The sequence below is a fragment of the Oxalobacteraceae bacterium OTU3CINTB1 genome, from assembly GCA_024123955.1.
In the GTDB taxonomy this organism is placed as follows: domain Bacteria; phylum Pseudomonadota; class Gammaproteobacteria; order Burkholderiales; family Burkholderiaceae_D; genus Rugamonas.
In genome coordinates this window covers 18,474-39,527 of sequence record CP099652.1, presented here as the reverse complement: position 1 = coordinate 39,527, position 21,054 = coordinate 18,474, and the positions used below count along the sequence as shown (strand labels likewise).

Annotated in this window: 20 protein-coding genes; 10 read left to right on the top strand and 10 right to left on the bottom strand. The window is 61.8% G+C overall.

Annotated elements, in window-relative coordinates; translation table 11 throughout:
* The first annotated feature begins 37 nt into the window (after window positions 1-37).
* Complete coding sequence (locus tag NHH73_00165; GenBank protein ID USX26746.1) at window positions 38-961, top strand: LysR family transcriptional regulator; 924 nt, start codon at window positions 38-40, stop codon at window positions 959-961.
* 9 nt (window positions 962-970) lie between these two features.
* Here the strand turns inward: NHH73_00165 and NHH73_00160 are convergent, their stop codons facing one another.
* The gene (locus tag NHH73_00160; GenBank protein ID USX29754.1) at window positions 971-1,573 is read right to left on the bottom strand and encodes an outer membrane beta-barrel protein; all 603 of its coding nucleotides are present in this window, start codon (window positions 1,571-1,573) and stop codon (window positions 971-973) included.
* Window positions 1,574-1,791: 218 nt separating this feature from the next.
* On the opposite strand from NHH73_00160, the gene NHH73_00155 reads away from it, so the two are divergent.
* The 8 genes from NHH73_00155 (at window position 1,792) to NHH73_00120 (ending at window position 8,252) form a co-directional block, all read left to right on the top strand.
* Window positions 1,792-2,295 carry a (2Fe-2S)-binding protein gene (locus NHH73_00155; protein ID USX26745.1) on the top strand — a complete coding sequence of 168 codons (504 nt, stop codon included), beginning with the start codon at window positions 1,792-1,794 and terminating at the stop codon, window positions 2,293-2,295.
* Entirely contained in the window at window positions 2,292-4,478 is a 2,187-nt protein-coding gene (locus tag NHH73_00150; GenBank protein ID USX26744.1) for a molybdopterin-dependent oxidoreductase, read from the top strand. Before NHH73_00155 ends, NHH73_00150 begins: the two co-directional genes overlap by 4 nt.
* A 5-nt stretch (window positions 4,479-4,483) precedes the next feature.
* Window positions 4,484-4,945 carry a sulfur oxidation c-type cytochrome SoxX gene (gene soxX / locus NHH73_00145; protein ID USX26743.1) on the top strand — a complete coding sequence of 154 codons (462 nt, stop codon included), beginning with the start codon at window positions 4,484-4,486 and terminating at the stop codon, window positions 4,943-4,945.
* The gene (locus tag NHH73_00140; GenBank protein ID USX26742.1) at window positions 4,942-5,394 is read left to right on the top strand and encodes a SoxY-related AACIE arm protein; all 453 of its coding nucleotides are present in this window, start codon (window positions 4,942-4,944) and stop codon (window positions 5,392-5,394) included. The genes soxX and NHH73_00140 overlap by 4 nt, the downstream gene beginning before the upstream one ends.
* Entirely contained in the window at window positions 5,394-5,720 is a 327-nt protein-coding gene (gene soxZ / locus NHH73_00135; GenBank protein USX26741.1) for a thiosulfate oxidation carrier complex protein SoxZ, read from the top strand. The genes NHH73_00140 and soxZ overlap by 1 nt, the downstream gene beginning before the upstream one ends.
* Window positions 5,717-6,490, top strand: coding sequence for a sulfur oxidation c-type cytochrome SoxA (gene soxA, locus NHH73_00130; GenBank protein USX26740.1), 774 nt, complete (start codon window positions 5,717-5,719; stop codon window positions 6,488-6,490). The genes soxZ and soxA overlap by 4 nt, the downstream gene beginning before the upstream one ends.
* Window positions 6,491-6,654: 164 nt before the next feature.
* Window positions 6,655-6,978 (top strand): c-type cytochrome, encoded by a 324-nt coding sequence (locus NHH73_00125; protein ID USX26739.1) that lies wholly within the window; start codon window positions 6,655-6,657, stop codon window positions 6,976-6,978.
* Window positions 6,975-8,252, top strand: a complete 1,278-nt coding sequence (locus NHH73_00120; protein USX26738.1) for an NAD(P)/FAD-dependent oxidoreductase — start codon at window positions 6,975-6,977, stop codon at window positions 8,250-8,252. Before NHH73_00125 ends, NHH73_00120 begins: the two co-directional genes overlap by 4 nt.
* A gap of 4 nt (window positions 8,253-8,256) precedes the next feature.
* On the opposite strand, the gene NHH73_00115 is transcribed toward NHH73_00120, so the two are convergent.
* Window positions 8,257-8,997 (bottom strand): transporter substrate-binding domain-containing protein, encoded by a 741-nt coding sequence (locus tag NHH73_00115; protein USX26737.1) that lies wholly within the window; start codon window positions 8,995-8,997, stop codon window positions 8,257-8,259.
* A gap of 54 nt (window positions 8,998-9,051) precedes the next feature.
* Window positions 9,052-10,701, bottom strand: a complete 1,650-nt coding sequence (locus tag NHH73_00110) for a YsnF/AvaK domain-containing protein (GenBank protein ID USX26736.1) — start codon at window positions 10,699-10,701, stop codon at window positions 9,052-9,054.
* Between the two features lie 187 nt (window positions 10,702-10,888).
* Here NHH73_00110 and NHH73_00105 point away from each other — a divergent pair, with 187 nt between their 5' ends.
* Window positions 10,889-11,887: a hypothetical protein gene (locus NHH73_00105; GenBank protein USX26735.1), complete on the top strand. Its 999-nt coding sequence runs from the start codon at window positions 10,889-10,891 to the stop codon at window positions 11,885-11,887.
* A 98-nt stretch (window positions 11,888-11,985) separates the two neighbouring features.
* Here the strand turns inward: NHH73_00105 and NHH73_00100 are convergent, their stop codons facing one another.
* From NHH73_00100 to vgrG, 7 genes are all read right to left on the bottom strand, one after another.
* Window positions 11,986-12,309, bottom strand: a complete 324-nt coding sequence (locus NHH73_00100) for a nucleotidyltransferase substrate binding protein (GenBank protein USX29753.1) — start codon at window positions 12,307-12,309, stop codon at window positions 11,986-11,988.
* A gap of 131 nt (window positions 12,310-12,440) precedes the next feature.
* On the bottom strand, window positions 12,441-13,298 hold the full coding sequence (locus tag NHH73_00095; GenBank protein USX26734.1) for a DUF1911 domain-containing protein: 858 nt from the start codon (window positions 13,296-13,298) through the stop codon (window positions 12,441-12,443).
* Window positions 13,299-13,309: 11 nt separating this feature from the next.
* Entirely contained in the window at window positions 13,310-14,119 is an 810-nt protein-coding gene (locus tag NHH73_00090; protein USX26733.1) for a DUF1911 domain-containing protein, read from the bottom strand.
* A gap of 18 nt (window positions 14,120-14,137) precedes the next feature.
* Entirely contained in the window at window positions 14,138-15,115 is a 978-nt protein-coding gene (locus NHH73_00085; GenBank protein USX26732.1) for a DUF1911 domain-containing protein, read from the bottom strand.
* 58 nt (window positions 15,116-15,173) lie between these two features.
* The gene (locus NHH73_00080; GenBank protein USX26731.1) at window positions 15,174-16,151 is read right to left on the bottom strand and encodes a DUF1911 domain-containing protein; all 978 of its coding nucleotides are present in this window, start codon (window positions 16,149-16,151) and stop codon (window positions 15,174-15,176) included.
* 13 nt (window positions 16,152-16,164) lie between these two features.
* Window positions 16,165-17,745 carry a hypothetical protein gene (locus tag NHH73_00075; GenBank protein ID USX26730.1) on the bottom strand — a complete coding sequence of 527 codons (1,581 nt, stop codon included), beginning with the start codon at window positions 17,743-17,745 and terminating at the stop codon, window positions 16,165-16,167.
* Window positions 17,742-20,807, bottom strand: a complete 3,066-nt coding sequence (vgrG, locus tag NHH73_00070; GenBank protein USX26729.1) for a type VI secretion system tip protein VgrG — start codon at window positions 20,805-20,807, stop codon at window positions 17,742-17,744. Before vgrG ends, NHH73_00075 begins: the two co-directional genes overlap by 4 nt.
* Window positions 20,808-21,054 lie beyond the last annotated feature (247 nt).

Below are 21,054 nucleotides of genomic sequence, written 5' to 3'. Positions count from 1 at the left end.
GTAGTATCAGCTTCAAGCAAACGTTGAAAGCATCGCATTGGAAACCCTGTCCAACCTTGAATCCTTCGTCCGCAGCGCGGAGTCGTCCAGCTTTTCGGCGGCGGCGCGTCGCCTGGCGCTGACGCCGGCCGCCGTCAGCCGCAATGTGGCGCAGCTGGAGCGCAACCTCGGCGTGCGGCTGTTCCAGCGCACCACGCGCGGGCTGACCCTGACCGAGGCCGGCGAGCGGTTCCTCAATTCCGTCGGCGCGGGGCTGGACGGCATCCAGGGCGCGATCGCGGAGGTCACGGCCAAGGCGGGCGAGCCGGCCGGCGTGCTGAAACTGAGCATGGCGCCGGGCTTCGGGTGCCGTCACGTGTTGCCGCTGATGCCGGCGTTTATGGCGCGCTATCCGGCGCTGACCCTGGACGTCCATGTGGAAAACCGGCGCGTCGATCTGGTAGCCGGCGGCTTCGATGCGGCGATCGGCGGCGGCTTCCAGCTGGCGCCGGGTGTGGTGGCGCGCGAGCTGATGCCGGTGCACGGCGTGCTGGTGGCATCGCCCGCGTATCTGAAGGGATGCAAGCCGCCGGTGACGCCGACGGACCTGGCGGACCTCGACGCGATCGTCATGCGTTCGCCGCAGAGCGGCAGGGCCAAGTCGTGGGAGATGCGCGATCGCGCGGGAGACGGCATGTCGGCGGTGCTGCGGCCGCGCGTGTTCCTGAACGATCCCGATGCGATCCGCACCGCTGCCTTGCTGGGCATGGGCGTGGCGATGCTGGCGATGACCGATCTGGGGACGCATCTGGACAGCGGCGAACTGCAACGCGTGCTGCCCGACTGGTATCTTGATATCGGCGCGATCTCGCTATACTTCACCAGCCAAAAACTGATGCCCGCGAAGACGCGGGCATTCGTGGATTTTATGACGGAAGCGTTCCGCGAACAGAAAATGGCGGAACGCTATTCGGCGGTTTAGAATCGTGTTTTAAAACCGATAGCCGACACCCACGCCGATCATCAGCGGATCGACCTTGACGCGACTGGCCTTGGCGCCACCGATCATGACGTCGCTGCGGATCTGCGCTTTCTTGACGTCGAAGTTGAGCGACCATTGGTTGTCGATGGCGTAGTCGACGCCCGCCTGCACCACCAGTCCGACGCTGTCGTGTTCCAGGCTGGCCTGGCCGTTAAGCAGGCGCACCTTGGACAAGGTGGTGTAGTTGACGCCCGCGCCGAGATAGGGTTTGAGCGGCGCGTCCGGCGTGAAGTGGTACTGCAACAGCAGCGACGGCGGCAGATGCTTGAAGGTGCCGATGTTGGTCCCGTCGAGATAGACGTTATGCTTTTGCGGATAGGTCAGCACCAGCTCCGCCGCCAGGTTGGCGGTGAAGAAGTAGGAGACGTCGAATTCGGGGATGGTCTTGTCGCTGACGGTGATGCGGTCCGACGCGCCGACGCCGGCGACCGGGGCCGACTTGTCGGCCGTGTTCAGGTTCACCGCGCGCACGCGCACCAGCCATGGCGCTTTTGGCGACTCCTGCGCCACGGCGGTATCGATTGCGGCACCCGTCAGGCTCAGGGTGGCCATTACTGCTGCTGCGATTGCTTTGGTCTTGCTCATTTCACTTCCTCTTTGATGTCGTCTTGGTTTAGTCACTCGGTAACGATTCAAAGTCTATTGATGTGAAGCACGAAAAACTTTGATCCAAGTCAAGAATGGAAATATTTCATACATGCTGCAGAGTTAATGTAGTGGGTGTAGTATCACCAGCGGTGTAATCGGCAACCAGAATCCAGGAGAAGTGCATGGCTAAATTGAACGTCAACGGCGCGGTGCGCGAATTCGAGGCGGAGGATGACACGCCGTTGTTGTGGGTCATACGCGAACAACTGGGGCTGACCGGCACCAAGTACGGCTGCGGCGTGGCGCAATGCGGCGCCTGCACCGTACATATCGACGGCGAACCGACGCGCAGCTGCGTGCGGCCGGTGTCCACCGTCACCGCCGAACAAAAGATCACCACCATCGAGGGCTTGTCCAAGGACGGTTCGCACGCGATCCAGAAGGCCTGGGCCGCGCTGGACGTGCCGCAGTGCGGCTTCTGCCAGTCCGGCATGATCATGGCCGCCGCCGCGCTGATACGCGACAAGCCGAAGGCCACCGACGCCGACATCGATATGGCGATGACCAATATCTGCCGATGCGGCACTTACAACCGGGTGAGGGCGGCGATCCATGTGGTGGTCAAGGGCGGCGATCCGAAAAGCGCCGGCCTGAATATCCAGCACGTGGAAGGAGGCAAGGTATGAGCGGCGCACCTGTAAGTTCGGTCTCGCGTCGCGGCTTCCTCAAGGGCGCGGCCGCCGGCAGCCTGGTGGTGGCGTTTCATATTCCGTTCGAGGCGGTGGCGCAGGGCGCGCCGGCCTCCAAGGGCACGCCGGAGGTGAATGCCTGGGTGGTCGTCAAGCCGGACGACACCATCGTGATCCGCATCGCCCGCTCCGAGATGGGCCAGGGCACGCTGACCGGCCTGGCGCAGCTGGTGGCGGAGGAGCTGGACGCCGACTGGAGCAAAGTCACCACCGAATATCCGACCCCGGGGCAGAACCTGGCGCGCAAACGCGTCTGGGGCAGCTTCTCCACCGGCGGCAGCCGTGGCATCCGCGAATCGCACGACCTGGTACGCAAGGGCGGCGCCACCGCGCGCACCTTGTTGGTGCAGGCCGCCGCCGATGCGTGGAAGGTGCCCTCGTCCGAATGCGTGGCGGCCGTCAGCGTGATCACGCACGAGGCGAGCGGACGCTCCATCAGCTACGGCAAGGTGGCGGAGGCGGCGTCGAAGCTGAGCCCTCCGGCGGAGGTGATGCTGAAGGATCCGAAGGACTGGAAGCTGGTCGGCAAGCGCCTGGCGCGCCTGGACACGGTGGACAAGACCACCGGCGCGCAAATCTATGGCATGGACATCAAGATGCCCGGCCTGCTCAACGCGGCCATCAAGGATTGTCCGGTGTTCGGCGGCACCGTCAAGAGCTTCGACGCGAGCGCGATCGAAAAGCGTCCCGGCGTGAAGAAGGTGTTCAAGGTCGGCGACAGCGCGGTGGCGGTGGTGGCCGACACCTGGTGGCGCGCCAAGTCGGCTTTGGATGCCTTGCCCATCGAATGGGACAAGGGGCCGAACGCGAATTTGTCGAGCAAGGACGTGGCGGCGACGTTGAAGGCGGCGTTGGACGCGCCCGACGCCGTGGTCGGCAATTCGAACGGCGACGCCAGGGCGGCGATCAAGTCGGCCGCGCGCACCATCGAGGCGGTGTATTCGTACCCGTGGCAGAACCATGCGACGATGGAGACCATGAACGCAACCGCGCTCTGGACGCCGGAGCGTTGCGAAGTGTGGACGCCGACGCAAAACGGCGAGGCCGCGCTGGCCGCGACGTCCGAGGCGGCGGGTCTGCCGGCGGCCAAGTGCGACGTCTACAAGATGCACCTGGGCGGCGGCTTCGGACGGCGCGGCGCCTCGCACGACTGGGTGACGCAGGCGGTGAAGATCGCCAGGGAGATGCCGGGCGTACCGGTGAAGCTGATCTGGACGCGCGAAGAGGACATGCTGCATGGCCGCTACCATCCGATCACGCAGTGCAAGCTGACCGCCGGCCTGGATGCCAAGGGCAATATCACCGGCCTGCACATGCGCATCGCCGGCCAGTCGATCCTCGCTTCGCTGGGTATGGCCATCAAGGATGGCAAGGACCCTGTGGTGTTCCAGGGGCTTAACGCGCCGGGGCCGGAGGCGTCGATCGGCTATTCGTTCCCGAATCTGCTGATCGATCACGCGATGCGCAATCCGCCGGTGCCTGCGGGCTTCTGGCGCGGCGTGAACCTGAACCAGAATACGATTTACCTGGAATGCTTCCTCGACGAGATAGCCTTCGCCACCAAGCAGGACCCGCTGGCGCTGCGCCGCAAGCTGATGGCCGAGCATCCCAAGCACTTGGCGGTGCTGAACGCGGTGGCCGAGAAGGCCGGCTGGGGCAAGCCGGCGAAGAAGGGCGTGTATCGCGGCCTGGCGCAGACGATGGGCTTCGGCAGCTACGTTGCCGCATGTGCCGAGGTGTCGGTCGATGCCAAAACCGGCAAGGTCAGGATTTTGCGCATCGTCGCGGCGACCGATCCGGGCTACGCGGTCAATCCGCAGCAGATCGAGGCGCAGATCGAAGGCTCGTTCGTGTATGGGTTGTCGGCGTCGTTGTACGGCGAGTGCACCTTGAAGGATGGGCAGATCGAGCAGTCCAACTTCGATACCTACCAGGTGCTCAAGCTCGACGAGATGCCGAAGGTGGAGTCCATCATCATGCCGTCCGGTGGATTCTGGGGCGGCGTGGGCGAGCCGACCATCGCGGTGGCCGCGCCGGCCGTGCTGAACGCGATCTTCGCCGCCACCGGCAAGCGGATACGCGACCTGCCGCTGAAGAACCATAGCTTGAAGAAGGCGTAGGAAGAATGGCGGCGTGGTTGGCGCTGGCGGCCTCCATCGCCTTGGTGGCGGTTGCCGTCGCGCCGCCTGCCGCCGCCGATCCCGGTTACGTGATCTCCGGCGACGGCATCGCCGCGCCGCTGGCCGGCGCTGTCGCCGGCGATGCGGTGCGCGGCCGCGCGCTGGTGGCCAGCCGGCAGGCCAGCCTTTGTCTGTTGTGCCATACCGGTCCGATTCCCGAAGAACGCTTCCAGGGCAATCTGGCGCCCGACCTGCAAGGCGCGGGTCGGCGGTGGAGCGCGGCACAGCTTCGCTTGCGCATCGTGGATGCCAGCCATTTCAACCCCGAGACGATCATGCCTTCCTATTACAAAACCGATGGCCTGAACCGCGTGGCGCCGGCCTTCCGGGACAAGACGATATTGACCGCGCAGCAGATCGAGGACGTCGTGGCCTGGCTGCTGACGCTGAAGGAGCAAACACCATGAAGCGTCGCGATATGCTGGCCGCCGCAGGAACCGGGCTGGCGATGCTGGCGCTGGTGCGCCCGGCCTTCGCCACCACCGAGGAGATGGCGGCGGCGATCGATACCTTCACCGGCGGCGCCAAGCCGACGGAGGGCAAGGTGACGTTCGAGATCGCGCAGCTGATCGATAACGGCAACGCGGTGCCGGTGACGATCGCCGTCGACAGTGCGATGACCGCCGCCGACCATGTCAGCGCGATCGCCATTTTCAACGAGCGCAATCCACAGACCGACGTGGTGGTGTTCACGCTTGGCCCGCGCGCCGGCAAGGCGCAGGTGTCGACGCGCATTCGGCTGGCGACCTCGCAGAAGCTGACGGCGGTGGCGCGCATGAGCGACGGCAGTTACCGGTCCAAATCCGTGAGCGTGATCGTGGCGCTGGCGGCCTGCATCGAAGGGGAGGCTCCCTGATGGCGCGCGCGTTGATCCATATGCCGGCAACGGCCAGGCGCGGCGAAGTGATCGAGATCCGCGCGCTGATCGGACATCCGATGGAGACCGGTTACCGCCCCGGCGCCGACGGCAAGCTTATCCCGCGCGACATCATCCGCAAGTTTGCATGCCGCTACAACGGTGAACAGGTCTTCGGCGCCGAGCTGCATCAGGCGGTGTCCGCCAATCCGTATATCAGCTTCTTCACGGTCGCCATGGAGACTGGGACACTGGAGTTCACGTGGGAGGGCGATAACGGCTTCGCCCAGACGGAGAAGATGAATTTGACGGTGGCACCGGCATGAGCCGCAGCTTGGGCGGCGCGTTGTGCTGCCTCGCCGGGGCGTTGATGTTGGGCGCTGTCAGCGCAGAGGATGCGCGCCGCTCCGGCAGTGAGTTCATGAGCGCTTCCACGCAGGCGATGCAGCGCGACGACACGCTCAATCCGGCGATGTTGTGGATCAGTGGTGGCGAGGCGCAGTGGGGCGCCGCGGCCGGCAAGAGCGGCAAGTCCTGCGCCAGCTGCCATGGCGAGGCGAATCAGAGCATGCGCGGCGTGGCGGCCCGCTACCCGGCTTTTCACGCCGGGAGCAAGATGACGATCAATCTCGGTCAGCGCATCAATGCGTGCCGCCAGGAGAAGCAGCAGGCGCCGGCGCTGCGCGCCGAGAGCGAGGAGCTGCTTGGGCTGGAGGCATATGTGGCGATGCAGTCGCGCGGCATGCCGGTGGAGCCGCCGCAGGATGCGGGGACCAAGGCGTCGGCCGCGCGCGGCAAGGAGCTGTATGTGCAGCGCATCGGGCAGTTGAATTTGTCGTGCGCGCAGTGTCACGATCAGCGAGCGGGCGGACGTTTGGCCGGCAGCACGATACCGCAGGCGCATGCCGCCGCGTATCCGATCTACCGGCTGGAGTGGCAGGCGATGGGATCTTTACAGCGTCGGCTGCGCAACTGCATGAGCGGCGTGCGCGCCGAGGTGCCGGCGTTCGGCGCGCAGGAGCTGGTGGATCTGGAAGCCTGGCTGGCCGTGCGCGACAAGGGTATGAAGATGGAGACGCCAGGGGTAAGGCCGTAGGCGCACGATGACGCATGAAGATCGTGGATGCACGTAGGGCGGATTAGCGCGCAGCGCGTAATCCGCCATCTGTGAGCCGTCGACGGAGCATGCATTGGCGGATTACGCTACGCTAATCCGCCCTACGTGTCTCCGTTGTCGGTTTATTTTTTGGGGGAGTGCTGATGTTATTGAAGATTCTAGCTATGGCGGGGCTGTCGCTGGTTGCCGCCGGTGCCGGCGCGACAACCATTTCCCCCGGTGCGCGCCTCGCCGCCAACTGCGCCGCGTGCCACGGCACCAATGGCGACACCAAAAACGCGCCGAATTTCGCAACCCTGCCCGGTCTGGCCGGGCAGCCCCGCGAAAATCTGGCCGCCAGCCTGCGGGCCTTTAAATCCGGCGCCCGCCCGTCGACCATCATGACGCAAATCGCCAAGGGCTACACCGACGAACAGATCGAACTGCTGGCGGCCTTCTTCGCCGCGCAGAAGAAGGCGACGCCATGAAGCGCCGTCAATTCATCCAGGCCGCCGGCGCAGGCGCCTTGCTGGCATCGGCGGCCGGTTGCGCCGGCATCGGCGGCAAGGCCAGGCCGCAGGTGGTGGTGGTCGGCGGCGGCTACGGCGGCGCCACCGCCGCCCGCTATGTGCGCATGTGGAGCGAAGGCGCGATCGATGTCACGCTGATCGAGCCGGATGCCGGTTTCATCTCTTGCCCGCTATCGAACCTGGTGCTGGGCGGGTCGCGCGGCATCGCCGATTTGTCGCTGTCATATGACGCGCTGTCCGGCAAACACGGCGTGCGCATCCTGCGCGATACCGTGACGGCCATCGACGCCGGCAAACGCACGCTGGCGCTGGCCGGCGGGCAAACGCTGTCCTACGACCGCTTGATCGTGTCGCCGGGCGTGGAGTTCATGTGGGACCAGCTGCCCGGCATGCTGAAGCCGGGCGCGCGCGAGACGGTGCTGCATGCGTGGAAGGCCGGCGCGCAGACTGTCGCGCTGCGGGCGCAGTTGGAGGCGATGCCCGACGGCGGCGTGTTCGCGATGACCATTCCGCCGGCGCCGTATCGCTGCCCTCCGGGACCGTATGAGCGCGCGTCGCAGATCGCCTTCTACTTCAGCCGCCACAAGCCGAAATCGAAGGTGCTGATCCTGGACGCCAATGACGATGTGGTGTCCAAGGGGCCGCTGTTCAAGAAGGTGTGGAAGGAGCGTTATGGCGGCATTATCGAATACCGGCCGTCCTTCAGAACCGCCGATATCGATGCGGCATCACGTACGGCAGTGTCGGAACTGGGGGATCGGGTGCGGGCGGATGTGCTCAATGTGATTCCGCCGCAGCGGGCCGGGGCGATCGCGGTGCAGAGTGGTTTGGCCAATGCCAACGGCCGATGGTGTGGCGTGGACTTCCTCGGTTTTGAATCGACGCAGGCGAAGAATATCCACGTGCTGGGAGATGCGATTCAGGTGTCGCCGTTGATGCCCAAGTCGGCGCACATGGCCAACCAGCATGCCAAGGTGTGCGCGGCGGCGGTGGTGGATTTGCTCAACGGCCGCGCGCCCGATCCGCATCCGATGCTGACCAATACCTGCTACAGCTTTGTGTCGGACAAGGATGTGATTCATGTCGCTTCCGTTCACGCGTACAACGCGGAGCAGAAGACGTTGTTGGTCGTGTCAGGCTCGGGAGGCGTATCGACGGGACCGAGCGCGCTGGAGGGCGAATATGCGATGAACTGGGCGCGCAACATCTGGGCCGATACCCTGGGCGCGTGATCGCTTACCGGTACCGCGCCAAAATCTGCTCGACGCTGCCATCCTTGAGCATGGTCTCTATGACACTATTGACCTGCTCGAAAGGCACTTGCGATTTGCGCGAGAACGCGCACTGCGCCTTGAAATTGATAAAAACCAGCTCGGGACGTAAATGCAGCGCCGGATATTGGCGCTGCAGGTAGGACATCGTGGTCTCGCCGATCACCGCATACTGCGTCTTGCCGGCCAAAATCTGCTGGACATTTTGATCGATCGTGAGCGCATCGACACGCGCGAATCCCTTGCCCAGCACCTGCTCGAGACGCGGATAGCGGTACCCCGCCACCGTGCCCACCGGCTTGTTGCGCAAGCCCCGCAACGAGCCGACCTGCGGCGCGTCGCCGCGCGCGACCACCATTTCGGTGTCCGGCAGCAGCGGCGTGCTCCAGTTGTAGTCGCCATCGATCCAGAACGGCATCACATAGCACATGCCGTCGGCGCGGCCGCTGGTCAGCACCTGCTTGACGTCCGGCACGTCGACGCTGATATAGACCGCGCGCCGCCCCAGTCGCCTGGCCATGGCGTCGCCCAGGTCCTTGAGGATGCCGCCCGTCAGGATGCCGTTCTCGAAGCGCACGATCGGCATGGCCTGGTCCAGCGGCGCGATCATGATGTATTCCCCCGGCGCGGCGTGCGCGGTGGTCGAGGCGCATAGCGGCAAGATCGTCAGCAACGTGGCCGCTATGCGCAGGGCGGTTTTCAGCATGTCCGGTTATCCTGAAGGAGGGTATTCCCCCATTATAAGGCGGACGAGGCCGCCTCAGGACGTCATGCGATCCCAGCCTTCGCGGACGGCCGCCTTGAACTTCTCCCATCCCGATTGCGGATAGCTGCTTTCCCAGTTGCTGCGCAGCTCGGGTTCGACGTCGTTCCACTGCCGGCCCCGGTAGGAGTCGTGGGACGCCATCGACGAACCATAGCGGTAGGCCGGATCGTAGTCCTCGTAGCTGCCGCCGCCGCTGGCGTAGTTGCTTTGCCAGTGCGTGCGGAAGTGGGTGTCGAGGTCGGGCGCGATTTGTTCGACCTCGACGTCGGTGCTGCGCACGGTGTCGCTGATCTGCTCCTGCCGCTGCGACACCTCCTTGCCGACGACGACCTCCTCGACCACGCGCGCGGTCTTTTGCACCACCGCCTCCTCGGCGCTTTCGCGCAGTTCGAAGGATTTTTCCTGGAACGCCGGCACCTGGTCCGGCGCGATGGCCTGGTCCACCGGATGACGCTCGATCGTCACGTGCTCCTCGCGCAGGGTGACGTCTTCCCGCACCGGCGTTTCGATCACGCGCTGGTAGACGCGCACGCCGCCGCGCTGCACGGTGCGCTTGCCCACCTTGAGCTCCTCCTGGATGACGGGGATCGCCTGCTCCTCCGTGGTGGTGCGCTGCATCGAGCCGGCCTCGGCCGACGTGGCGCCGCCTTGCATGCCGCCCATGGCGCCTTGCATGGTGGCGGTGGTTGCCGACGGCGCGCCTTGCATCGAACCGGGGATGGCCGCCTGCGCGTCCTGCATCGAGCTGGAGGCGCTCGCCATGCCGCCCTGCTGCGCGCCCTGGTAGGCTTGCGGCGGCACTTGTCCCGACAAGCCCTGCTGCTCGTCGATGTCGAGCGGGCCGAAGCCTTCGATGATGTCGGCGGCGCGTTCGATGTCGCCTTCGGTGCCGGCGTCCACCGTCAGCACGGTGTGGCCCCGGTTGATGGCGCTGCTGTAGGCCTGTTTATCGGCGTGCTCGTCGTTGCCGAATATGCTGCTGAAGAAATGCATGATGCTGCCGCCGATGCTGTCGTCGGTGCCCGCTGCGCTGCCCGCTGCGTTGCCCGATTGTGTGCTCTCTTGTGTAAGCGTGCCGGTGCCCGAGGCCAGCCGTACTGCGCTGCTGCTAAAACCTGCGTTGAGCAGCTCTGCCTTGGCGCGGTCGGCATCGCCGCGTTGTTCGAATACTGCCGCCAGTGTGTGTGCCATGGTTGCTTCCTTGGTGAGTGTGGTTAAGGGTTGCCCGCCGTCCCCGTCGTCGAAACGCTCGACCGTCACGTGCTCCGCGCGCAGTGGCACCGTTTCCTGGTGCTGGCTGGCGTGGCGCAGCCGCGTGATGTGCAGTTCCTCCTTGATCCGGTAGCGCTTTTCCACCACCAGCACTTCTTCCAGGACCGGAACGATGAAGGTGTCGCCCTCATAGCGCGCGGCGGGAGGCGCGCTGACGACGCGGTCGACCGGCACATGCCGGACGTCGATTTCGTCATGCCACAAGGTCTGATCGACTTGCTGCCGATGGCTGCGCACCAGCTTGTGCACGCGCACGCCACGGCCGGTGTCGGCCAGACGCGTGTCCACGTGCAGCTGCTCCTGGAGCACGGGCAGCGTGACCGTCTCGCCTTCGGCGGCTTGCTGCGGTGGAATGTCGGATTCGGTGGCCATTTGGAGGTGCGCCGGCGCTAGCAACGGGATAGCCAGTCTACGTCCGCGCCGCGCGGGTGAGCGCCCGTTTGCCCGCTAGAAAAAGGACGATTGGTTTTCCTACAGGCAAGCGGGCGCTGAGTTTGCTGCTTACCACGTAGACTAATTTTTCGTATCGACCCCATCCGTTTAACCGAAGGAGCCCATCATGACCCACACACTGGCAGCCGTCTTTGAAACCCGCGCCGAGGCCACCCAGGCTCAGGAAGAACTGATCTTGAATGGCTTCGATCGCGGCAGCATCCAGATCAGCGATTCCAGCAGTGCCGCCGGGCGCGCCCGCATCGACGACGACGCGTCGATCCTTGGCAACGTCAAGCAGATGTTCAGCGAGCTGATCGGCCGCGAGCACGCCGACCGCCACGTCTACGCGGAAGCGCTGAATCGCGGACACACCGTGCTGACCGTCGAATCCGAGGACCTGGCCAAGGCCGACCTGGCCGCCGACATCGTCGAAGATTTCAACCCGATCGACATCGACGAGCATGAAACGATGTGGCGCGCCAGCGGCTGGACCGGCGCTGAAATCCTGCGCAGCGGCACCGGCATGCAGCAAACCTCGATGGGCGCGCTGCAAAGCACGCCCGAGCCGGCGCTGCAAAGCGCACCCGAGCCGCACGGCATCCGTCCGCGCGAGGAGGCGGTCGAGTTCGTCCGCTCCGAGCAGGGCATGCTGACGCAGGGCTCGCTGCAGCGCGGCGAGATGATCTCGCCGGACGGCCCGTTCGCCGGCGATCCGCTGGCCGAGGGGCAGCGTACGGTGCAGCGCAGCGGCATGCGCATCTATCCGCGCGATGTCGCCGCCGGCGCCAACGAGGACAGCCTGAATATCCTGCGCGGCGAGCGTGTGGATGAGCTTGATAGCGGGGCGAACCAGGATAGTTTGAACATCCTGCGTGGCGACAGCGACGGCGATGAGTATTTCCGCTCGCACTGGGAGAAGACTTATACCGGCGGCACGTACCAGGAATACAACCCGGCGTATCAGTATGGCGAGTCGATGGCCGGCAGCCCGGCGTATCAAGACAAGCCGTGGGAGCACGCCGAGCCCGAGCTGCGCACGACCTGGGAGAACACCTATCCGCAGTCGAACTGGGAAAAGTTCAAGGAGGCGGTGCGGGCCGGTTGGGATCGTGTGACGAAGTAAGTGTTATTGGCGGCGCTTGGCGGATTAGGGTTGACGCCCGATCCGCTGCAGCGACTCGCGGATCGGTTCACTCAGCCCGAAAGGAAATGTTTTGTCCGCTACTGTGCCCATGTCCGTACCCTCGCAGCGAGCTCGGAGAAAAGTCGCACGCCATCGACTTTGACGAACCTATAGACAAGCAGCGCCTGGGCTTCGTCATAGGTATGGCTGGTCAGATTGCGCATGCGATATAACTGGCTCCAACCGTTTCCGTCCACCAGCAGCCCCGGTTCGAGCGCCGCCTGTAACGTTTCTTTGGCACTGAGCACGACGATGTCTTGGGTTTCCAGCCAAAGATTAATCGCCTTCCACGCAAGCTCATACGTGAATTCAAACTGTTGGATGGACGCGTCGCGCAGAAACGAATCTTCAGGTTGAGCCAGCGTTTCCTCGAGACGCGCGAACGCGGAGAAAAAGTCACGGCTGCGTTCGGCGAGACGATTGTTCAGGTGATATCGGAAGGTTGATAGCCCATTATAGCTCCCTCGTTTGCACGTCCCGCGATAGGGGCGGACTAAGATGCAGCATCCTGGCTGGTGTAGAGTTCCTCTCTCCGCAATTTACGGCCATAGTCCAGCAGGTCTTTTGGATAGACCAAGTGGTTGATCTGGCTGTCGTCCAAGTCCAGGAGGTAGACCGCCGCAGCCGCCTCGAATGCCCAGTAGCCGTAATAGCCGGCGTAGCCCTCCTTGCTGACATTCAGGTGCTCGTCATACCAGCGCGGATGATCCTTCATGGAGGGATACCATTCCTTGAGATACTGCTGAACAAGGTCGAGCGTTTTCTGTTCGTCCTCTTCATAGAAGACTTGCAGCAGGATATTGTACGGGTCCTCAAGCACGCACGACGACAGCGCCATGCCATCTTCGATGTATCCGCCAATTAATTGTTCAAAGAGCCCATCTTCGCCTCGGTGGCTTCGCAGTATGTGAATGATGCGTTTGACCGAGTGGAGATCACGCAGCAATATGGCGATGCTCACTAGCTGAAGGGTGTCCTCATAATCAAACAGGATTGAAAAGTCCGGTGCGGCGCGGTATTTGTACGGTCCGTATTCCGGGAACTCCAGCGTGGCCTCTTTTTGGAACGCTTGTTCGATATCGTTCCATTCCTCAAACGCGTCGACTATGCAAGCTATCCGTGGCGCTAATTCCGCAACCGGAACGCCTGCTGTGTAGTCGATCATCCAGATCCAGAAAGCTTCCAAGTAGAGAAAGCGATGAGCGATGGACTGGTCCTCGGCCGTTTCTGGAAATTGCTTGTTTTTAAGTTGGCCTTCAATCAGCAATATCTGATTCGCACGTGTTTTCTCATAAAGATCTTCGTTAAGAAACTGCTGACGGCGACGTTCATGAAATGGCAAATTCTTCATAGTTGATTTCGTTACAGGACGTCTGTTTTGCGCGGGATGCTGCGTGCGTAATCGACCAGGTCTTTGGGATATACCAACTCGTCACGGTAGCTGGAGTCATCGATGTCGTAGAGGTAGGTGAAGGCGCCCGAACACATGGCCCAGTATCCGAAATACGGAGTGAACTCCGGCTTGATCTTTTCGTGCTTCCCCCAAAAGTGAGCTTTCCCCTTCATATTGGTGTACCATTTTTTTACGTGTTGGCGCATTTCTGCGGCCATCTCTTCCGGGGTATCGCTATCCACGACGTCCAGCAGCTTCTTATACTGTTTTTTCCAGAGGAGATAATCAAGCCATGGGCGGTCCGGGAGGAAAAGCTTAAAAAGTTCTTCTAGCACGGCGTCAACGCGATCAAAATCCGTACCTTCGTTAAAAGCGCAAATTCTTGGCACCAAATCTTCCCGGCGCAACAGGATTGCGACGGCTACCATGTTCAGATAGCCGACATACGTGTCGATCATGTCGTTCATGATGAATGGAGGGTAGTAGTCGTCGTCTGGAACCTCATCCAGGCACGCAATCCAGCGCTCATAAGCGATGACGATGCTGTCCAGGGAATTCGCTAGATCCGCTAGGCTTTCGCCAGCCGTATAGCGCAGCTGAAAAATTATCCAGCTATCCAAGGCCGCCATTTGCAGATCCCTACACCTGTCGACCAGAGGTAGATTTTGTGGGGACTCGATAGCATTCTCGGCCTCTAGCTGGGCAACAGTATTTCGATAGCTTTCTTCGTCGAGGTAAATTTGGCGTCGACGATTGTCGAACTCGATTGGTGTCGGCATTTGCAAGTCCCCAAAAATTTATTGGCCTCGCAGCCACTGCCAAATCGTCAGGCCGTATTGTGCATCCGGTAAGTCTGGCATGACCGTTCCTGCGGCGAAGTGCGCTTGGCTGTCCGTTTTTGCCGGCGTGAACCATAGGCCGGACTTCGGACAGAGTTCCCCACCTGCTACGCGCAACGGCTTGGTCATCGTCTCTTGAGCATCGTAGCGTGGGATGCTGCGTGCGTAATCGAGCAGGTCTTTGGGATACACTGTCCCGTTACGGTAGGCCGAGTCGTCGATGTCGTAGAGGTAGGTGAATGCCGCCGCGCACATCGCCCAGTAGCCGTCGTAGGGAGTGAACTCTGGCTTGATTTTCTCATGCTGCCCCCAGAAGTGGGCCTGCCCCTTCATATCGGCATACCAGTTTTTCACGTAGCGCTTCATTTCGGTTCGCATCTCTTCTGGCGTATCGCTGTCGATAGCGTCGAGCAGTTTGCGGTAGGGCTTATCCCATAGCCAGTGATCCAATTCAGGACGATCTGGCAGGAAAAACTTGAATAGTTCCTCTAGCACTGCATCGACTCCGTCAAAATCTGTTCCTTCATTTAGCGCACAGATTCTTTCTATCAAGTCCTCACGCCGCAATAGGATGGCGACAGAAACGATGTTCAAGTACCGAACATATGTGTCTATCAGATCGTTCATGATGAACGGCGGATGGTATTGGCTGTCCGGCAGCTCGTCCAACGCTTCGACGTAGAGTTCGTAGGAAGCGACGACATGGTCAAGCGAGTTTGCCAATTCCGTGAGGCTTTCGCCGGCGGTATATTTCAGCTTGAAGATGACCCAACTGTCAAATGCCCTTGCTCGCAGATTTCTACATAGATCCTCTTGGGATAGGCTGGGACCTAAGGGCCGACCGGTTTCAACCTCGAGCTGGGCAATCGTGCTGCCGCAGCTATCTTGATCTAGAAAGCCTTGGCGCCGCCTATTTCTGAATTCTGAATTTTTCATTGGCGGAGCCTTGTTTCGGGGCAGGACGTGCCTTCCTCAAAAAGTTTAGTGCCCGCCTTTAATTGGACAGCCACTGCCAAATAGTAAGACCGTACTGCGCATCCGGGAAGTCTGGCATTGTGACGCCGGCGGAAAAACGTCCTTCGCTGTCCGTTTTTGCCGGCGTAAACCAAAGGCCGGACTTTGGACACGGCTCCCCACCCGCTACCCGTAACGGCTTCGCAATGGTCTGTTGGTTTTCATCGTAGCGTGGGATGCTACGTGCGTAATCAACGAGGTCTTTGGGATACACGGTTTCGTTACGGTATGACGAGTCGTCAAGATTGTAGAGATAGGTAAAGGCAGCCGCGCACATTGCCCAATAGCCATAGTACGGTGTGAAATCAGGTTTGATCTTTTCATGCTTATTCCAGAAATGGGCGAGCCCTTTCATGTCGGCGTACCACCTCTTAACGTAGATCTTCATCGCCTGCTCCATCTCGGGCACCGTATCGCTGTCGATAGCATCAAGCAGCTTTCGATATGGTTTGTCCCATAGCCAATAATCCAAGTTCGGGCGGTCCGCAAGGAAAAATTTGAATAATTCCTCCAACACCGCATCGGATTGATCGAAGTCGGTTCCTTCGTTAAGCGCGCATATTCTTGCTATCAAGTCCTCACGACGCAATAAAATTGCGGCACAAAGAAGATTTAAATAATCGACATAGGTGTCAATCATGTCGTTCATCATGAAGGGCGGATGATATTTGTCATCTGGTAGTTCATCAATGGCTTCGACGTACTGTTCATATGCGAGAACAATTTCATCCAGAGAGCTCGCCAGCTCTGTGAGGCTTTCGCCGGCAGTAAATTTTAGCTGGAAAATTATCCAGTGGTCTTGTGCATTTAAAGAAAAATTGGTGCATAAATCTTCTTGCGAGAGGCCTGGGACGGTTGGAATCGCATTCTCGGTCTCAATTTGCTTGACTGTATTGATGTAGCTTTCTTCGTCAAGATAACTTTGACGCCTTCTACTAATGAAATTGGATTTTTCCATGATATTTCGGTACCTATTTTTTACGTTTTTTTCCTGGTCCTGAACGAGGCGGCTTGCCACTGATTTTATACTCCGCTTCGGCCCCATCCAGATCGCTTTCGCCGAATTCGCGCTGAACGTCGTGACGACTATGATCGGCGGCATACTTCTGCGCTGCCACCGGTTTGCTAATTAATCCCTCACTGATAATCTTTTCCATAGCGATAATGTGTTCGCTGGCTTGAAGGGGCGAAACCAAAAACACATGCCTCGAGTAGTTGGTACCATTTTTTAGCATGCGTACGCGATATTTCGAAAAGTCTTTCTGGATACGATCATGAATCCATATCCGACTCATCTGCATGACCAGACCCGGCTTAGAAGCACCGCCTTGGCCTGTCGTCCGCGGTCCTGAACCTTTTTTTTGCCGTCGACCTGTCGCGCCTGTGGGGGCACCACCGGCAGCCTTTGCTTCACCCAGCATAGGCAATAATTTCGCGGCTGGGCTCATGCTGGCCTTTGCCTCAACAACGGCAAATTGGTGGGGGGGCGGGCGATTTGTCAGCCATAGAGAGTCTATGCCGTGAGTCAGTACATGTACGCTCGGCGTGCAAAGGTAAAGTGGAATCTCGTCGTCGTTAAGCTTTTTAAACTCGCTTTGCCAACCGGCGGTCTTTTTGCCAGGGCCGCCAATCATGTCATGCCGGTTCCAGCTAAGTCCCCAGCCTTTGTGCTCGATAACATGGTGGTCGACGATGTGCTCGCCCAGCAAGCCCTTAGCAGCGTTCTCCAATCCCTTGTAAGCCTGAAAAGCCGTGCGCTGCACCACGTTGGCGATTTTACCGGTAGTGGTACGCCCGTTCAGTCGCGGCTTATCGGCCACCCGCAAATGACTATTGGCGCTTGCCCCCCTCGCCCCCGCCCCATGATGCCCACCACGCGGAATGCTCCCTGCATTGCTCGCCACCGTCATCACCACCGCCGCCGCATGCTCCCCCAACAGATCGGTGATGAACGCCTTGATGTACCCCGATGCCTCCCGTATCGGCGCAGCCAACTGCCCGCGCATTTTCTTGATACCCGGCGAAACGTCGCGCGCCAATTGCTCCAGGTGGTCCGGGCACCACCAATGCCCCTGGCCAATGTAGTCGAGCAGCGCGATGCAGCTCTCCAGCGCCATGTTCGCCTGCACGATCGCCGCCTGGGTGTTGCCGGCCCAGTCGAGCGCCTTGACCCACGCCAGCGCGCCGCCTTTTTTCTTCGACAGCATGCGTTCGATCATCGCCACGCCGCTGTTGACCGCGCCCTTGAGCGCCTTGCGTTCCTTGTACAGCGGCTTGAACACGGTCTTGAACGCGCTGCCCACCTCCGGCACCACGCCAAAGGCGGCGAAGCCCAGATAAATCTTTTGATCGATGGTCGCCTTGGCAAAGCCGCCTTGCTTGTTGATCCGGTACAGGCTGCCTGAAACATCGCGCACGTCCATCACCTGGTCGACCACGGGGATCAACGAGATCAGGCCGCCGATGATCTGGGCCGATACCATCTGGTCCTCGTTGAAGTCGCCCATGATCAGGTCTTCGAGGAATTTCATGCAATCGTCGACGAGACTCATACCCACCCCTGACTTTGCTCGCGCAATTTGCGCTCGCGTTCCATCTCCGCGTCCATCGCGGCCTTGAAGTCCGGCTTTTTATACTCCGGCGTTTCTTCCTCAGGCGGCTTCCACGGACGCGGATCGTCGCCATACTCCACCACATACTCGCCCGGCGGCGTACCGGTCAGCAAGGCGTGCCCTTTGTCATCGAGCTTGCCTTCGCGCACGGTGCCATTCTCGAACGTGACCTTGTAGGCGGCGCCGGGGATGGGCGCCAGATCGTCGTAATGGAACAGGATCTCGATCGAGTTATCGAGATCGGCCGCCTGCGGCAAGGCCGGCAGCGACGGTGTCGCGCTCATCGGCCCCGCCAACTCCTTCATGCTGGCCTTGAACTCGATCTTGCCCGGCCCGTGCAGCTCGATGTTGCCGCCCTCAAGCTTGAGATGCGCGCCTTGCGCGGTCAGCCGCACATGCTCTTTGCCGGCCACGGTGATGCCCTTGGCCGTGCTGGCGACGGTGAGCGCCTTGTCGGCCGTCAGCCTGGTCTCGTCGGCCTGGCTCTGGCTGCTGACCTTGCCGCTGGCCGCGTGCACGCGGATGCCCACCTCCTGGTTGGGCTTCTGCGCATTGGTCGCCTTGCCGTAGGTGAAGAACTTGATGCCTTCCTTCACGCTCGCGTAGTTGTTGCGCTGGGACGCCAAATTGATATCGTAGCCGGCGGTCAAACTGCTGCCTGCTGCGCCTAGCACCGCGTTGGCCGGCGTGTTGGCTGCGAGACCCGCCGGCGAACTCAATTGCAGATGCGGCTCGCTGTAGGCCGGCACGTCCGATTCCACCGCGCCCAGCACGTCCATGCTGCGTTTGAGCTGGGCGATGGCGGGCAGCGGCGTTGCCTGCCCGGTTGCGGGGGCCTTGCCGCCGACCGTCAACGTGCTGTGCTTCTGCGCCATCTCGTCGAGATCGGTTTGCAGCTGCACGCTTTCCTCCAGCTGCGTGATGGCCTCTTTCGAATCCATCTGGCTGCCGGTGGCGCTTCCGCGCGCGTCGGTCGATAGCAGAACACCTTTGCCGGCCCGCACGGCAATGCTGTGCTCGGTCTTAAGCTCGGCGCCGAAGCCGGCCGCGTTCAGCCGCTGGTTGTCGCTTTGATGCAGGAGGTGGCCGAGATTCAACTCAGCCGTGCCCTGGTGCGCTGTCGCATGTCTCTGTAGACCAAGACGTGACTGCCCCGGGCTGTCGTCGAACACCAACTGGTTATAGGCGCCGCTGCCGCCCTGACTGGACTGGATCGCCTGCGTCTTCATGCCCGACAGTGCCGCCGGGTGTGCGTGTCCGCCGGCCTCGCCGGGGAACCAGGCGGGCGCGTTGCCGGTCGCCACGCCGGCGCCGCCGGCCACCTGATTGTGCTGCGCATCCGCCTGGCCGCGTCCGTTGTAGACGGTGCCGAGCACCACCGGCCGGTCGATGTTCCCCTCCAGGAAATCGATCAGCACTTCCTGGCCGATGCGGGGCAGGGCGCTGCTGCCCCAGTTGGCGCCGGCCACCGGCGCCATCGGCGTGGCCACGCGCACCCACGTGCCGGCCTGGTCGTCACCGGGCGCGCCGGTGTGACCGTCGGGCATCGGATGCGCCAAGCGGCTGTGGCTTTGCGCGCCGCGCTGCCAGTGGAACTGCACTTTCACGCGGTGGTCGCGGTCGGTGTGAATCGGCGCGCCGGGCGGGCCAACCACGATGGCGGTCTGCTGGCCGTGAATGGTCGGGCGCGGATGGAGCAGCTGGCCGTGCGCGTCCGTGCCGCTGGAGCGGTATGGAATATTGCTGCGGATCGCATCGATGCGGACCCGGTACAACGGGCGCTCGCCCATCGCTTTGCCGACCGCGTGCAGACTGGTCTTCTCCTCCTTGCCAATCAGCGCGTCGAGTGCGCCTTCGCCAAGCCGCTGCATCAGGGTCGACTTCAGCTCCGCGCTGAGATTGTTGTGCATCAGGTGCACGGTGCGCACCACCAGGAAGCTGCGCTCGTCGTCGCTGCCGGCCAGATCGAACTGGGCCTGGCCGGTGAGGGCGAACGTGGTGCCGGGCGCGAGCGTGCGCACAGTGCCGGCGCCGACATGGATCTCCTTGCTGGCCTCGAAGGCCTGCAACTGATTGTCGGCGATGCGCTGGCCTTGTTCGCGCGACTGGTAGGCGTAGGCCCCGGGCGCGTCGCGGCTGACCAGCGGCGCGCCGTCGCCGCCGTCCGCGCTGGCTGCGCTGACGGCGCGCGTGTCGAGCGAGCGGTAGTCCCAGCTGCTCAGTTCGACGGCGTTGGTTTGCAGGCGCAGCTCGGTGCGCCAACGGTCCAGCGTGTCCTGTTTCATGGTCGCGCCGGGCTGGCTGAACGCGATGCTGGCCTGCGCGTTGGGCTTGAAGCTGCCATTGTGGTCGGCAATGACCATCGTGTGGCTGCCCAGGCCGGGACTGGCGGCGTCGCCGCTGTGCTCGAAGTAATGGAACAGGCCTTCCTCGTGCATAAGCCGCCGGGCGAAGGCGAGGTCGCTTTCCTGGTACTGGGTGGTGATGCTGCGCTTGGGATAGACGGCGCTGTCGAGGATGTCGAAGCGCCAGGCCGGCACCAGCTTGCCCTGGCCCTGGTAGGCGTTAAAGACGGTATCGAGGATGTCGAACACCGTCATGTCCTGGAAGATGCGGCTGTCGCGTCCGCGCGCGAGGAAGGCGGTCCAGGGTTCGACGGTGAGGTTGTAGCGGGCGAAGCCGCCGTTGGCGCCGGCCATGTCGATGGCGGTGACATGGCCGTGGAACGGCCGCAGCTGGTCGCGGCTGGCGGCGGTCATCAACTCCAGCAGCACCGGCTGGCCGATCAGCGACTTGAGCGAAATGGCGGCGTCGGTCGACAGCGCGGCGATCTTGAAGCTGAAGCCCGTGCCGATGCCTTCCTCGCCGCGCACGCATTCGGCCAGCAGCACGTCGCCGCCGAGCGGCGTGGTGAGCTTGAGCAGCCGCGTGCCCTGCGAAAAACCGGCGAGCAAAGCGAGCGGGTCGGACTCGCCTGACTGTGATGGAATCGGTTCTGACATGTGACTCACACTCCGATGCATGGCGCTGGGGAAAAGCGACTGACGTGATGCAATCCAAACAAGATTACACCCTAGAATTTGCATATTTACAAGAGTGATTTGAATCGTGCTCAGCTGTGCCTCGACACTGGCGTGTTGCGTTTCCGTCGTTGACTCCGGCACATTGCGGCACCTCAAAAACTCCCCCTCGGCGCCATGACATGATCGACATCCTGTGCAGTCCGCTCGTTGCCTTCAGGCATTGAAG